A 14,329-nucleotide genomic window follows, 5' to 3' on the forward strand; every position below is an offset into this window, starting at 1 on the left:
GACATGCCAAAAGACACAACCCAGACAGCCAGGCTTTACCGGATGGTGATGCCCGACCACCTCTGCCCTTATGGACTCAAATCCAAGGACCTGTTGGAGCGAAAGGACTTCGAGGTCGAGGATCACCATTTGACCACGCGTGAGGAAACCGACGCGTTCATGGAAGAGCACGGCGTCGAAACCACCCCGCAAACTTGGATCGGCAACGAGCGGATCGGCGGATATGACGACCTTCGGGTCTATTTTGTCATCGATGCGCCCGAAGACGAACGCTCGGACACATCCTACCAGCCGGTGATTGCGATCTTTGCCGTCGCGTTCCTGATGGCACTCGGTTTGTCATGGTACAGCTTCGAGACCATTTTCACCCTGCACGCCCTGGAATGGTTCATCTCGATCTCGATGTGCTTTCTGGCCGTACAAAAACTTCAGGATGTCGAGAGCTTTTCGACCATGTTCCTGAACTACGACCTGCTGGCGCGTCGGTGGGTGCGTTATGGCAAGATCTATCCGTTCGGAGAGGCTTTCGCAGGTATCCTCATGGTCGCCGGGGCGCTGACCTGGCTTTCGGCACCGGTGGCCCTGTTCATCGGCACTGTTGGCGCGGTATCGGTTTTCAAGGCGGTCTATATCGACAAGCGTGAATTGAAATGCGCCTGCGTAGGTGGTGACAGCAATGTGCCGCTTGGCTTTGTCTCGCTTACGGAGAATCTGATGATGATGGTCATGGGGATTTGGATGCCGATCAGAGTCTATCTCATCGGCTGAAAGGCGGGTGCCGTTTTCACATCCCTCAGACTTGTTCTCCCGGCAGGTGCGCTGGTCAGGCATCACTGCGAAAAAGGTCAAGTTGAATGGACCAGATAATCGAAGCATTCACGACCGGGGCGGGCATGCTCTGGAAGGCGCTCTGGGCGCTGATCTTTGGCTATATCATCTCCGCAGGCATCCAGATCTTCGTGACACGGAATCAGATGGCGCGTGTTCTGGGTGATCGTGGTGCCAGGAAGGCAGGCATTGCCGGGTTCTTTGGTTTCGTGTCGTCATCCTGTTCCTTCGCGGCGCTTGCCGCGTCGCGTTCGATCCTCGTGAAAGGTGCGCACCCGGTCAATTCCATCGCCTTCCTGATTTCATCGACGAATCTGGTGATCGAGCTTGGAATCGTCCTTCTGGTCCTGCTGGGCTGGAAATTCATGGTGGCAAATTTCCTGCTTGGCATCCTGATGACGATCTACGCCTATGCCCTCACCCTGATATGGTTTCCAAAACCGCTTGTCGAAAGCGCAAAAGAGCATGCGGCGAAGGCCCAGTCCGATGAAGGTATGGACATGGACAAAACCATGAAGGGAACGTTTCGCGACAAGCTGCTGTCCCGTGGGGGGTGGGATCGGATCGCCCGCGCCTTCTTCATGGAGTGGAAGATGGTCTGGAAGGAGATCCTCTTCGGCTTCACGGTCGCCGGCTTTATTTCCGTCTTTGTGCCGCAGAGCTTCTGGAACGCAATCTTCCTGATAGGTGACGGCGGAGCGCAAGATGCGGCGGGCTTCCTGATCGTCCTTGAAAACGCGCTGGTGGCACCGATCGTGGCATTTTTTACCTTCATCGGGTCGATGGGAAATATCCCCCTGGCCGCGATGCTCTGGTCGCGTGACGCGTCGTTCGGAGGCGCGATCGCCTTTCTCGGAGCCGATCTTGTTGCTGCCACGGTGATCTGGGTGCACGCAAAGTATTATGGCTGGCAGTATGCGCTCTATCTTTCAGGCTTGCTGTACCTGTGCATGGTCGCGGCGGGAATTACGGTGCATTACCTGTTCGCTCTCGTCGGGATGATCCCGACCGAACGGCCTTCGCTTCAGGAGATGGTCCGGTTCAGCATCGACTACACGTTCTTCCTCAACCTGATATTTCTCGTCATCGGGGCAATACTGATCTGGCTTCACCTCAGAAATGCCAAGGAAAATTAACCGATTGAGGCCAGGAATGGGAAGGTTCCCAGAAGCCAGTAGGCAAACCGGGACAATTGGCCGGTCATGATGGCAACGCCCATGATGATCATAGCGACGCCTGCGCCCTTGTAGAGCCAGCGACCGGCCTTGCCAATCTGTCTGACCCGCGCGGCGATGGCGTCGGTGAACAGCGCGGCCAGCAGAAACGGCACGCCCAGACCGGCGGAATAGATCGACAGCAGCCAAATGCCGTCCGACATACCGCCGGAAGTCGAACTGAGTGTCAGGATCGCGCCAAGGATCGGTCCGATGCACGGCGTCCATCCAAACGCGAAGGCCAAGCCCAGGACGTAGGCTCCGAGCGGGCGACCCCCCGGAATGTCGAGTGTGAAGCGGGTGTCACGCGAGAACGCTTCCAGACGGAAGGCACCCAGCATGACCAGTCCGAACAGGATGATGATCGCCCCGCCCAGATAGTTGAGTTCAGTGCGCCAGGTCAGAAGCAGCGACCCGAGCGCGCTGGCCCCGGCACCCAACGCGACAAAGACCGTGGAAAATCCCAGAACGAAGCAGGCGCTCAGCCCAAGTGCCCCGGCGCGCGCCCGCAGACCGACCGACCGTGTCGTGCGCAAATCCGGCTGGCCTGCGATGTAGGAAACATAGCCCGGAACCAGTGGCAGGACGCAGGCTGACAGGAAGGAAATGGCCCCCGCCAGAAAGGCCGCGAAGATGCCGATGCCGGAAATATCCATCATGCTTTATGCTCGGCGCTGAAGGGTCGCGCCGCCCACCAGAACGCGACCAGCGGGATCACGATCCATTGCAGCACGGGCGACAGCCCCGCATCTATGACTGGAATGATCGGCATCAGGTCCGAATAGGCCCAAGCCGCGCGGATCACGATGTTGAGCCATTCACTGAACAGCGTATATCCCAAACCGAACAATATTGTCAGGACGGTCACCGATCGTCGTGTCGGCGCCACGAAGGGCCAGCCGCGGCCCGTCAGCATCAGGGCAAGCATCAGCGCGCTCATGGCAATCAGGATGTCGCCACCCGTGCAATGAACCGCGGCGAAGACGATCTCACCCCAGGTGCCCTCGTTCCAGATCGTATAGAGCGGCATGTGGGCGAACTCCCAGATCAGATTAGCCGGGATGATCACCGAAAAATATCGACGGAGTGCTGTCAGGGAAATTCTATCCGGCGCGGACTGCATGACGCCAATCTCAGCATTACTCATTGAAACGCCCCCGTCAGCCGGTCCCACCAACCGCGTTCCCGGCGTCGGTGCTGGGCATTGTTGATCAACTCGCTGACATATAGGATCAGGTTCACATGCTTGAATTCCATACCATGGAACTTTGCGGCGAACCGCCCCCCGATATCCACGACATGGGTCACTGCGCCGTGCATCATCATGTCGCTGTCGGCGGTCATCGTGAACTCCAGCCCATAGTCCCGCGCCAGAAGGCGCGTTGCGTCGTCAGCTTGATCAGGCCGTTTGGTCAGGATGACCCAGTTGGTCGGATCGAATCCATGCCGGTTCCCATATTCGCGCAGGACGTCGGGCGTGTCATTCACGGGATCGGTCGTGATCGAGATGAATTGCACCAGATCCTGCATCGGCCCGTCGTTGATCGAAGCCTGGACCGCCGCGATCTTTTCCGCATGGAGCGGGCAGATATCCGGGCAACTGGCGTAAATAAAATGCAGGATAACCACCTTGTCGCTGAAATCCGACAGGCGCACGGGATTGCCCGCCGCATCCTGCAACCCGAAATCCGGGGCCTGTGCGGCGTCGATGGCCTGGAAGTATGGCTCCATCTCGAACATCCGCGCATCCAGATTTTCACCCGGATGATCGGCGAAGGCCGCAGAGGAGATCGTGGCCGCAAGTGTCGCCAAGGCGGCGCGCCGAGTCAGACAGAAAATCAACTGCATCACCTTTCCGGTTGATCGGGTTTGCCACCACCCGCATCGTTGCATTTCCCGCCGGACCCGCCCTTCATGCACAGACCAAGCCCGCACATCGCGGCACAGGGTGCCAGCGAGACCAGGACAGGCGCGAGACCGATCGCGGTGAGCCATCCCCAGTTCAGGGCCATGCCGCCGCCCATCACGGTTGCCGCACCGACGAACAGCAATCGTCTGCGCGGCAACCACCGGAGCCGGTTGCCGACGCTTTCGGTGCCGACGGCGCCCGCATCGTTGGAAGATGATATGTCGGTCATCCGGAAAATCCTTTTGAAGTTTGAGTACTGGTCATTTTGAGAACTGGACGGTCAAGGGCGGGCGGCGCTCTTTCAGGGGCGCTTATTCGATAAAGCCTCGCAAGAAGGAGACCATCTCGGGATCATCCCATTCGGCCGGGCCGACCAGTCTCCCAAGCTCCCGCCCCTGCGCGTCGATCAGGATCGTTGTCGGCAGACCGACGGTGCGCAGCGCGGTCATCGACAGCATGGTCTTGTCGACATACATCTTGAGATTGTTGACACCGATCTCGTCGTAGAACCGCCGCACGACGGGCGACCCGGCCCTGTCGATGGACAGGGCGACAACCTCGAAACGGTCGCCGCCAAGTTCCGCCTGAAGTGCATCCAGCGTCGGCATCTCTTCCCGGCAGGGGACGCACCAGGTTGCCCAAACGTTCACGAGGATCACCTTGCCACGAAAATCCTCCATGTCCCCACGGCTGCCGTCCTCGGTCTCGAAGCGCACATTGATCACCGGCTGCGGCGTGTCGTGCAGTGCGAAGCCTTGCGGCCCGGCAAACGCCGTGCCGACGGACAATGCCCAGACGAGCAGCGCCGTTTTGAGATATTTCATGGCGTTGGCTCCTTGCCAGCTTGGGTTTTCAGATCACGGACGATCGGCAAAAGGGTTTCCTCCAGAATCGCTCGCGTGATGGGGCCGACATGGCGGTAGGCAATGGCGCCGTCGGACGTGATGACATAGGTTTCGGGCACGCCGTAAACGCCCCATTCGATGCCAGCACGTCCGTCGATGTCGGCCCCGATGCGCGCGTAGGGATCGCCCAATTCGTCGAGCCAGGCGCGCGCCTGCTCGGGTGGGTCCTTGTAGTTGATCCCGTAGAGCGGCACCTCACCGGTGGCGCTCAGCTCCATGAACAGCGGGTGTTCGGCCCGACAGGGCACACACCACGAGGCAAAGACGTTCACCAGCGAGACATGGCCGATCAGGTCCTGCGTCGAAAGACCTTCCTCGCGGCCGAGCACCGGAGCAAGCGCAAACTCCGGCACAGGTTTGTCGAGAAGCGCCGATGGCAAGTCGTCGCCGCCCCTGAAAAGCCCCCAGCCGAACAAGACCATGAGGGCAAAAGCTATCAGCGGCACCAGCACAAACCCGGAGATCCTGCGCCGCGGTACGGGGTCGATTTTGCTGACGACCTCTTGCGTCATGGCTGCACCTGCTCATCCGCAAGGGTACGGCTTTCCTGCGAAGCGCGGATCCGATCGGGCCATGTGCTCTTGATGTAATCGATGATCGCCGTGATCTCTTCATCCGTCAGCACCTCCTTGAAACCGGGCATGTCGCTTTCATAGCCATTCCCGACAATCGCCGCCGTTCCGCGCTTCACGATGTCCAAAAGCACGCGGTCCGTATGGTGCCAAGTATGGCCCGAGGCGTCATGCGGCGGGGCAGGCAACCGGCCGTTCGGCAATCTGGAGCGCCAATCGGGCTGCCCCTCCAGGTTTGCGCCATGGCAACTGGCGCAATTCTCCTGATAAAGGCGTTCGCCCGCGAGCGAGTCATCCTGCGCCGAAACGGGCAAGACCGTTGCAGCCAGCAAAAGTGCTGCGAGCCTAATGGTAATTTTCATGTCGCTTGTGCCTTCTTCTGGCTATCCAAATACAACGAGAGTGCGACTATCGATGCCACGACAAGCAGGACGGACGCCCCCAGACCAATCCCCATCGACAACAGGCCGTCGCCGTTGCTGTCGCCCTCATTCCGCATCTTGGCGCATTTCTATTTTCCGCTGTCCGAGCGGATGTATTTGACCAAGGCGATTGCCGCGAGCACCAGCACCGCCACGATGAGTAACCAAACCAGTCCCATCGCGATCATCATGCCGCCACCCATCATTCCACCATCCATCATCATGCACTTCATCCTTTGTTTTCCCTTGAAACCGGTCAGGCACGGGATCGCACCAGACCGCGCAATTGATCATTCGACCGCATAGACGGTCGGGTTCACACCTTCTTCGACGGTGTAAATCTTGAACGGTTCCTGCTTCGCGCCCCCCATACCCGGCGATCCCAACGGCATGCCGGGAAGTGTCAGACCGGCGATGTCCGGGCGCTCATCAAGCAACTTGCTGACGACATCAATTGGCACATGACCGCTGACGACGTAGTCACCCAGAAAGGTCGTATGGCAGCCCTGGAAATCGTCCGGGATACCTGCATCACGGCTGATCTGAGCAAGATCATGGGTCGGCTTTACCTCGACCGTGAAGCCATTCTCGCGCAGGTAGTCCGCATAGCTCTCGCAGCATCCGCATTGCGGGTTCTTGTAGAGCGTGGCCTCTTGCGCTGCGGCAGGCGCGGCATTCAGGCTCATTGCAAAGACAGCGGCAGCACCTGCGGTGCCAAGACTGGCAAGTCCAATTAGTTTCTTCATCGGTTCTTTCCTTTCGTGGTGATCGTTACGTGAGATTGTTTCAGGTTTTGGTCGTGCCAGGATCGACACGTATGATGCCCATCATGCCGGCCGCCTGGTGTTCGAGGATGTGACAATGGAACATCCAGTCTCCCGGATTGTCCGCCACGAAGGCGATTTCGACCCGTTCCTCGGGTGCCAACAGGACGGTGTCCTGCCATTCGCGATGCCGTGTCGGTTGTCCGTTCCGTGCGATCACACGGAACGAATGTCCATGAAGATGCATCGGGTGATGCCACGCGGTGCGATTGTCCATCTGGAGCACATGCGACGTGCCCTGCTGCAGGAGCAGCAATGGATCCATCATGTGCCCCGTTGCTGCTTTGCCGTTGATGAACCACATGTTGCCTTCGCGCATCTGCTCCATCATGGACCCCATGCCGCCGCCCATCATCATCTGCCCCATCATGCCGCCGTTGAAGACGATCTGATGCCGCGTGGCGGCTTGCATATCGGGTTCGGCCAGCGGGTTGGGAGGCAGCGCCATCGACCAATCCGGCACACTGTCCCGCAGCCTGTCAGGCCCGTAAGCGAGATCGACCAGACGGTATTCGAGGCCTTCGTAAAAGGCATCGGTGACGGTGAGGGCGTCGCCAGGCTTGCCGGTCATGTCGATCACCAGATCGACACGCATGGCCGGGCCGACCACCACGATGTCATCGTCTGGTACATGAGGTGACACGGGTTGACCGTCCAGAGCGACCACGACCGGCGCAAGACCACCGAAATTCAGCCCGAAGATCCGGGCATTCGCCGCGTTGATCAACCGCAGGCGGATGCGTTCTCCGGATCGCACGGAGATGCGTTCCGGCATCTGGCCGTTGATGGTCACGGAATTGCCTATGCGGCCGCCGTGCATGGCGTCGTGACGGCTTCCGAAGTCCCCGGCAATCTGTCCTTCTCGGGTCATGCGCCAGTCATCGAGCATCCAAGTCAGGTCGCGATCCACACGGATCGGGTCCGCCTCCTCGACGATCAGCGCCCCGTAAAGGCCACGGCCGACCTGTTCTGAACTGCGCTGGTGCGGGTGATACCAGAACGTACCTGCGTCCAGCGCATCGAATTCGTAGAGAAACTTGCCACCGACCGGGATCGGGTCCTGTGTCAGGAAAGGCACGCCGTCCATCGCATTGGGTGTGCGAATGCCATGCCAGTGGACCGTCGTCCCTTCATTTAGCCCGTTCTCGGCCAGAACCCGAATTCGGTCTCCCTGCAGCACCCGGATCTCGGGGCCGGGGAGGGATCCGTTGTAGCTCCAGACGTCGGTAGAGCCGTAGGGTGCCGGTCGCAGGGCGGCTTGTCCGGCCGCAGCGCGTAGCAAGAATGGGTCCTCTGTCGGACCTGCCATCGCTACTCGTGCCGGTGACAGAGCGGATATGGCCGTGAAAGCGGCACCGGTGCACAGCACGTGCCGCCGTGAAATCAGTCTGTTGAGGGTCATTACTTCTGCCTTGATCTGAAAGGGTCGCACTCAGCCAGCTTCGGCCAAGGCAACGGTCAGGCCCCGCAACAAGCGAGGTCGTTATCAGGTTCAGACAGGCAGCTTGGGAGGAAATGGATCAAGGGAGGGAACCGAGCCAATCGGGATCACAGGTCCCGCGACCGGGATGACAACTCCGAAGGCCATCTCAAGCGTCATCGCTGACGTACGAGCTACGATACCGGCCGTACTTCCCGCGCCACAAGGGACTGTACACCCACCCTCGCAGGATATCCCGTCAGCAAATCCGATCGGATCGCATCCGCTGCAATGGTCGTCCGCGCTTTCGGCGCCCGCCATCTGAGCCATTGCTGCCTCAGCCGCATTCACTGCCGATACATCCGGCGCAACCACGGCACCGAAGCTCAATGCAAGAATCAAAATGAGGCGGAAAAAGCGGATCATGCAGTTCTTATGCAAGCTTCCAGTAGGGGGAGGTCAAGAAGTATCCTGTAACATAGGCGTGACATTGCCACGCGGGTACTGACTGATTGGCCAACGGATGCCCGAGGTTGGTTTCGGGGGAAAATCTGAGGCGAGACTGCGGACTCATCCAAGGTCTTTTTCGGAGCCAGGCAACCACCCGCATCCTTTCATGCTGGTGGCTGCCCTTGTGTCAACTTGCGTCTTTGAATTCGGTGTATTCACCGCGCACCTGGACAGTCACGGTTGCGGGCTGGCTGTCCCGATTCCGCCAAAACCATCCGTGTTCGTCGTCAAATGTCGCGATGATCTCGCCCTCGTCGCCCGTCGAACCGGGGCCCTTTTCATAGGTCACCGAATTGCCCTCGCCATGGCCGTGCATGTCGAAGTTCACACGCCCGCCATCGACCAGCATTCGGTATTCTTCCGTCTGGCCCTCTTCCATGACCAGCTTCCACTCGGCACTGTCGCCGGGTGCAAGCGTAAAGGTGGTTTCGTCGCGCCAGACCTCGACCTCCTGCGCGTGTGCCGCACCGGTGCAGGGTCATAACCGATTCCGGCGCTATGTCCCGAGAATGCTCCATCTTCTTAAGATCGACGGGGCGCATGTGGCTACGCCGCTCTTGGCTGCCATCGATTTGATCAAAAATGGCGCAAGGCATTCTGTGCCAACAGATTTTCTGCGACGCACCTCGAAGTGGCACCAGCACCTGAAGATGCAGCAACCGAGTGATCAACGCTTGTGGGAGGTGGCGGTTCTGTTCCATTTGCGGGACGCCTTCCGATCCGGCGATATCTGGCTGGCACAATCCAAGCGCTACGGTGATCTCAAGCAGGTTCTGGTTCCCGCAACAACGGCAGCGGCAAATGCGCGGCTTGCTGTGCCGCTTGATCCCGAGCAATGGTTGGCAGACCGCCATGCCCAGATGGAAATCGGTCTGGAAAAACTCTCAAAGGCGGCGAAACGCGGAACGATCCCCGGCGGGGCCATCGAAGACGGTGTCCTGCAGCTCAGCCGATTGCCTACACAAAACCCGAACGGCGCGGCTGATCTGCTCTTTGATCTGTATAAGCGTGTCCCGGATACGCGCATCACCGACATCATGTTGCTGGTCGATGATGCAACTGGGTTCACCGATGCGTTCACACATCTACGGACAGGGGCACCGCCGAAGGATCGGATTGGCTTGCTGAATGTGCTGCTTTCGGAAGGCTTGAATCTTGGATTGAGCAAGATGGCTAAGGCGAGTAATTCGCATGGGTTTTGGGAATTGATGCGTATTTCGCGGTGGCACATCGAAAGTGAAGCGTACGGACGGGCGCTTGCGAATATCGTGGACGCTCAGGCCAAACTACCTATGGCGCAGTTCTGGGGCATGGGGATAACCGCATCCAGCGACGATCAGTTCTTTCCAACCACCCGACAAGGCGAGGCGATGAATCTGATCAATGCCAAAGACGGAAATGAGCCGGGGCTGAAAGCCTACACGCATGTTTCGGACCAGTTTGCGCCGTTTGCATCTCAGACCATTCCGGCCACGGTCAGCGAGGCAACTTACATCCTTGATGGGTTGCTGAACAATGATGTCGGCAAACGGATCAAGGAACAATATGCAGACACAGGCGGCTTCACTGATCACCTCTTTGCGGTCACGTCGATCCTGGGCCATCGGTTCATTCCGCGCATCCGGGATCTGCCATCAAAGCGGCTTTATGTGTTCGATGCCGGAGGAACGCCACAGAACCTTAAAGGAATGATTGGCGGCAAAATCCGCGAAGGCCTGATCGCGTCAAACTGGCCTGACATTCTCAGGATTGTAGCCACAATGACGGCGGGGACGGTCGCGCCAAGCCAAATCCTCCGCAAGCTGGCTTCGTATCCACGCCAGAACGATCTCGCCGTTGCTTTGAGGGAAGTCGGCCGTGTCGAACGCACATTGTTCATGCTGGATTGGGTACTCAACGCGGATATGCAGCGGCGAGTGCAGATCGAATTGAACAAAGGTGAGGCGCATCACGCGCTGAAGAATGCTCTGCGCATCGGCAGGCAGGGCGAAATACAAGACCGCACGACCGAAGGACAGCACTATCGTATGGCGGCGCTCAATCTGCTGGCGGCCATCGTCATATACTGGAACACCGCCCGGCTCGGTGAGGCGGTGGTGCAGCGCCAAGACGCGGGCCTGCCTATTCAGCCTGACCTCCTTGCGCATACATCGCCACTCGGGTGGGCGCACATTCTGCTGACAGGAGAATACAAATGGCCAAAAAAAATGATACGCAGGACAGCGGACCTTGGCTACGAGGCGCATGGACTCACACAGTGCGGACAAACCAAACTTATGCAGTTGCGGCTATTGCTGACGCAGCATCGCTATGCAACTGCGGCAAACATGCCGTTCGACATCTGCGCATATCCTGGAAGCAGTCATTGGATTTTGCCTGGGCTGATGCGAAGTGTATGGTTTCGTCCTCATCTATTTGACTGTCGAAAAGCTCTGCTTACTCACAGAATTGAGTTTGCCTAGATTGGAGGAGGTGTAATTAGTTCAGATGTTCGACATCATTCGCCGCGTCATTCAGTGGCTCGTCCGAAGCATCCTCATAGAGCGCGGCAAACAGCGCGAAGGCGACGGCCGCCGCTATGCCCGCCAACGGGATCCAATGCCATTTTTTCGATTTCTCGAAGTCCGGTTCCTGGTTCGACATATTGCACCTCCAAAAAAACGATCTGGCCGGGCGATGCGAAGAGCGCCCGGCCAAAGGGATCAGTCGTCGATCGAAATCGGGCTGACCAGCGGGCCGCCATCGACAACCACCGGCTTGTCGTTCGCAACGCTTCCGGGTCCGAATTCGTAGACGCCGAGTTCGCCATCATCGACGTGCAACATCGCGATGACTTTGTCTCCGTCATAGTCACCGGTCAGCGGAACGTAGACATTTTCGGTCATGCCAGCCTTGACATAGGTATGCCCGATCGAGGCCGGAACGACCGGCTTGCCGTCCTTGATTGCGTGGATCACGACCCAACCATCCGCGGCGGCGGTCACGGACTTGACCACGACGGCGTGGCTCAGTTCCTGCTCTGCGGTTTCGAGCGCGTTGGACACGTGGCCGTCAGCGAGGGCGACGGACGCAGTGGCGGTCAGGACCGCGATTGTGGCGATAACTTTCTTCGTAGCGTTCATGAGAACTCTCCTTTGAATTCGGTTGGAGCGCCGCTTTGGGCGGAGCTTGCAAGGTTCACGACCGACAGCCTGGAACCCTTCCCAAGTTTTTGTTCACGAACCCGTGATCGACAATTTTCAAAAGATTTCCGGGAATAATCCGGCGACCGCGCGCGTTACTTATGTGAATGCATGCAAACGGAGGCAGCGTGCCGACCCATCACGCCCTTGCCCAAGAGGCCGACGCCATGAAGCGGTACGCGATCACGCTGACGCGCGACGTGCACACCGCCGATGACCTGGTGCAGGATTGCATGGAACGAGCCTTGCGCAAGTGGACGCTGCGGCGCGCAGGTGTCCCCCTGCGGGCCTGGCTGTTCACGATGATGCGCAATCTGCATGTTGATGGGTGGCGGCAGGCGAAACGACGTCAGACGGAATCGCTTGAGACCATGACATCACCGCCCGCGATACCGCCGACCCAGGAAAACCATGTCGAGTTGAACCGGTTGTTGGCGCGCGTCATGTCTCTGCCCGACGATCAGCGTGTGGCTTTGATACTGGTCAGCGTTGAAGGCTTCACCTACCGAGAGGCCGCTCAGACGCTTGGCGTCCCAGAAGGCACGATCCTGAGCCGCGTAAGCCGGGCCCGCGCCGCTTTGCGCGGGGCAACGGCTGAGACGGCCCCAAGACTGAGGAGCGTGACATGACAAGCGCGCCGAAGGATATTCGTGAAGAGGATCTTGTCGCCTACGTGGACGACGCCTTGCCGCCTGATCGGAGAAAACAAGTCGAAGCCTATCTGAATGACACACCAGAAGCCGCCCGTCGGGTGGAAGCCGACATGGCCATCGCCCGCGATCTGCGCCATGCCTTTGCGGGGCTGGTTGCCGATCATCCGATGGCGACGCTGCCGGTTGCCGAACGGCGCAGGCACATGCCGTTGGCATGGGTTGCGTCAGTTGCGATGGCGCTGATGATAGGCGGTACGGCAGGTTGGGTCCTGCGCCCCGACACAGCCCCGCAGCCGATGTCGGGCCTTGTGGCCGAAGCCTTCGCCGCACATCGCACTTTCGTTGTCGAGGTCGCGCACCCGGTCGAGGTCGGGGCGGAGAACAAGGGCCATCTGGCCACTTGGCTGACCAATCGGCTGGATCGTCCGTTTGCTATCCCCGACCTGCGTGTCGTGGGTCTGTCGCTGGTCGGTGGGCGGCTCCTTCCCTCGCCCACCGAACCAGCGGCACAATTGATGTACGAAGACGGCAACGGTCAGCGCCTGACGCTCTATCTGCGACGCGGCAGCGAAGGCGATCCAAGTTTCCGATTTGCCGAAACGGCCACCGAGCAGGCGTTCTACTGGAGCGACACCGAGTTCGCCTACGCCCTGACCGGTGCTTTGCCGCGCGCGCGCCTTCTGGAAATCGCTCATTTGCTGCAGGCTCAGTTCGAGGATCCAGGCGCGCCAACCTGATCTCACGGAAGCGTGATCATAAATTCGGGAAGGGTTCTGGATGTCGGCGCGTCAGTCTTGTGAAGGCCGCCCGCAATCGGTGGAGGCCGATCCACGACCCTGACAGGAGATACCATGCGACTGACAACGCTTTTCACCACCACAATCCTTGCCGCCGCCCCGGCATTCGCCGACACCGCAGCCGACCGCCGCGGTGATACCGCGTTCAACGATCCATCTATCGAACACGCGCCGCAAGACGGCGTCGTAAAGCTTTACGGCGCGGGTGGTCCGCACACGGCATTCCGCAAGGTCGCAGCCGTCTTTGAAGAGCAGACGGGAACCTCCGTCGAAGTGATCGCGGGCCCGGAATCGAAATGGACCGCAGACGCCCAGGCCGACGCCGACATTCTTTGGGGCACATCCGAGCAGTCGATGACAGCCTTCCTGCTGACCTACACGGCCTTCGATCCCGCGAAAGTCGAGCCGATCTACCTGCGGCCGACCGTGATCGCAGTGAAGGCCGGCAACCCGCTGAACATTGATGACTTCGATGACCTTCTGGCCGACGGGGTGCGGGTTGTCGTGACCGAGGGCGCAGGTGTCTACAACACCTCCGGCACCGGCACATGGGAAGACGTAGCGGGCCGTTTGGGGAGCCTCGATGACATCTCCGGCCTGCGACGCAATATCGTGGCCTATGCGCTTGGATCGGGTGCCTCCTACGGGGTCATCTCAAACGGTGACGCCGACGCTTGGATCACCTGGCCCAATTGGCCGATCACAAAGGACGACCTCGACATGGTCGAACTGTCTGAGGATCGTGTGATCTACCGCGACGTGAATGTAGTGCTTTCGCCCGATGCCGATCCGGAGGCGCAAGCCTTCCTTGACTTCCTCATCACGGATGAAGCGCAGGAACTCATGGCAACCGAAGGCTGGCAGCGATAGTGCGGTTGATCCGACAACTTTCGCAACATGCGGAATAAACCAACGTGATTGGACGTTTTGTCTTTAGGCCCCGCTGCTTAGCCGGGGCCTAAAGGACTTTCGGAACGTGAGATGCTTGATGACACAGCCCTGATTGCCCGGTGACGCCGAACGGACTTCAGTCCTCCCCGCAAGGCCGAACACCGGTTCACGGTCTGCGCCCTGTTCCTGACCCGGAAGTTTT

Annotated in this window: 17 protein-coding genes and 2 pseudogenes; 6 read left to right on the top strand and 13 right to left on the bottom strand. The window is 59.3% G+C overall.

The window, feature by feature from the left end; all coding sequences use genetic code 11:
* Positions 1 to 3: 3 nt before the first annotated feature.
* Both AADW22_RS16160 and AADW22_RS16165 read left to right on the top strand, forming a co-directional pair.
* Positions 4 to 768, top strand: a complete 765-nt coding sequence (locus AADW22_RS16160) for a MauE/DoxX family redox-associated membrane protein (RefSeq protein ID WP_407474693.1) — start codon at positions 4 to 6, stop codon at positions 766 to 768.
* 86 nt (positions 769 to 854) lie between these two features.
* Positions 855 to 1,964: a permease gene (locus tag AADW22_RS16165; protein ID WP_132998134.1), complete on the top strand. Its 1,110-nt coding sequence runs from the start codon at positions 855 to 857 to the stop codon at positions 1,962 to 1,964.
* Here the strand turns inward: AADW22_RS16165 and AADW22_RS16170 are convergent.
* The 11 genes and pseudogenes from AADW22_RS16170 to AADW22_RS16220 all read right to left on the bottom strand — a co-directional run.
* Positions 1,961 to 2,701: a cytochrome c biogenesis CcdA family protein gene (locus AADW22_RS16170; protein ID WP_206338417.1), complete on the bottom strand. Its 741-nt coding sequence runs from the start codon at positions 2,699 to 2,701 to the stop codon at positions 1,961 to 1,963. The two genes, AADW22_RS16165 and AADW22_RS16170, sit on opposite strands and share 4 nt — an antisense overlap.
* Positions 2,698 to 3,165, bottom strand: coding sequence for a hypothetical protein (locus AADW22_RS16175; protein ID WP_132998150.1), 468 nt, complete (start codon positions 3,163 to 3,165; stop codon positions 2,698 to 2,700). The genes AADW22_RS16170 and AADW22_RS16175 overlap by 4 nt, the downstream gene beginning before the upstream one ends.
* A 20-nt stretch (positions 3,166 to 3,185) precedes the next feature.
* Positions 3,186 to 3,890, bottom strand: a complete 705-nt coding sequence (locus AADW22_RS16180; protein WP_132998135.1) for an SCO family protein — start codon at positions 3,888 to 3,890, stop codon at positions 3,186 to 3,188.
* On the bottom strand, positions 3,890 to 4,180 hold the full coding sequence (locus AADW22_RS16185) for a hypothetical protein (RefSeq protein WP_132998136.1): 291 nt from the start codon (positions 4,178 to 4,180) through the stop codon (positions 3,890 to 3,892). Before AADW22_RS16185 ends, AADW22_RS16180 begins: the two co-directional genes overlap by 1 nt.
* A gap of 82 nt (positions 4,181 to 4,262) precedes the next feature.
* Positions 4,263 to 4,775 (bottom strand): TlpA disulfide reductase family protein, encoded by a 513-nt coding sequence (locus tag AADW22_RS16190; RefSeq protein WP_037929516.1) that lies wholly within the window; start codon positions 4,773 to 4,775, stop codon positions 4,263 to 4,265.
* Positions 4,772 to 5,368, bottom strand: a complete 597-nt coding sequence (locus tag AADW22_RS16195) for a DsbE family thiol:disulfide interchange protein (RefSeq protein WP_093734045.1) — start codon at positions 5,366 to 5,368, stop codon at positions 4,772 to 4,774. Before AADW22_RS16195 ends, AADW22_RS16190 begins: the two co-directional genes overlap by 4 nt.
* Positions 5,365 to 5,790, bottom strand: a complete 426-nt coding sequence (locus AADW22_RS16200; protein WP_037929512.1) for a cytochrome c — start codon at positions 5,788 to 5,790, stop codon at positions 5,365 to 5,367. Before AADW22_RS16200 ends, AADW22_RS16195 begins: the two co-directional genes overlap by 4 nt.
* A gap of 149 nt (positions 5,791 to 5,939) precedes the next feature.
* Positions 5,940 to 6,074 (bottom strand): hypothetical protein, encoded by a 135-nt coding sequence (locus AADW22_RS16205; RefSeq protein WP_007121580.1) that lies wholly within the window; start codon positions 6,072 to 6,074, stop codon positions 5,940 to 5,942.
* 66 nt (positions 6,075 to 6,140) lie between these two features.
* Complete coding sequence (locus AADW22_RS16210) at positions 6,141 to 6,596, bottom strand: DUF411 domain-containing protein (protein WP_093734044.1); 456 nt, start codon at positions 6,594 to 6,596, stop codon at positions 6,141 to 6,143.
* A gap of 40 nt (positions 6,597 to 6,636) precedes the next feature.
* Positions 6,637 to 8,076, bottom strand: a complete 1,440-nt coding sequence (locus AADW22_RS16215; protein WP_407474694.1) for a multicopper oxidase family protein — start codon at positions 8,074 to 8,076, stop codon at positions 6,637 to 6,639.
* Positions 8,077 to 8,731: 655 nt separating this feature from the next.
* Positions 8,732 to 9,073 (bottom strand): annotated as a pseudogene (locus AADW22_RS16220) (transmembrane anchor protein); the annotation flags it as partial.
* A 1-nt stretch (position 9,074) separates the two neighbouring features.
* On the opposite strand from AADW22_RS16220, the pseudogene AADW22_RS16225 reads away from it, so the two are divergent.
* Positions 9,075 to 10,811, top strand: a pseudogene (locus AADW22_RS16225) (Tn3 family transposase); the annotation flags it as partial.
* Positions 10,812 to 11,082: 271 nt separating this feature from the next.
* Here AADW22_RS16225 and AADW22_RS16230 read toward each other — a convergent pair.
* Both AADW22_RS16230 and AADW22_RS16235 read right to left on the bottom strand, forming a co-directional pair.
* Positions 11,083 to 11,247: a hypothetical protein gene (locus AADW22_RS16230; RefSeq protein ID WP_156178419.1), complete on the bottom strand. Its 165-nt coding sequence runs from the start codon at positions 11,245 to 11,247 to the stop codon at positions 11,083 to 11,085.
* A gap of 59 nt (positions 11,248 to 11,306) precedes the next feature.
* Positions 11,307 to 11,726: a hypothetical protein gene (locus tag AADW22_RS16235; protein ID WP_053079185.1), complete on the bottom strand. Its 420-nt coding sequence runs from the start codon at positions 11,724 to 11,726 to the stop codon at positions 11,307 to 11,309.
* Positions 11,727 to 11,914: 188 nt separating this feature from the next.
* On the opposite strand from AADW22_RS16235, the gene AADW22_RS16240 reads away from it, so the two are divergent.
* The 3 genes from AADW22_RS16240 (at position 11,915) to AADW22_RS16250 (ending at position 14,106) form a co-directional block, all read left to right on the top strand.
* Positions 11,915 to 12,415, top strand: a complete 501-nt coding sequence (locus AADW22_RS16240; protein WP_197089316.1) for a sigma-70 family RNA polymerase sigma factor — start codon at positions 11,915 to 11,917, stop codon at positions 12,413 to 12,415.
* Positions 12,412 to 13,176, top strand: a complete 765-nt coding sequence (locus AADW22_RS16245) for an anti-sigma factor (protein WP_047997998.1) — start codon at positions 12,412 to 12,414, stop codon at positions 13,174 to 13,176. Before AADW22_RS16240 ends, AADW22_RS16245 begins: the two co-directional genes overlap by 4 nt.
* Positions 13,177 to 13,290: 114 nt before the next feature.
* On the top strand, positions 13,291 to 14,106 hold the full coding sequence (locus tag AADW22_RS16250) for an extracellular solute-binding protein (RefSeq protein ID WP_132998138.1): 816 nt from the start codon (positions 13,291 to 13,293) through the stop codon (positions 14,104 to 14,106).
* Positions 14,107 to 14,329: the final 223 nt, after the last annotated feature.

Source organism: Sulfitobacter sp. PM12 (genome assembly GCF_045586035.1).
Taxonomy (GTDB): Bacteria; Pseudomonadota; Alphaproteobacteria; order Rhodobacterales; family Rhodobacteraceae; genus Sulfitobacter; species Sulfitobacter pontiacus.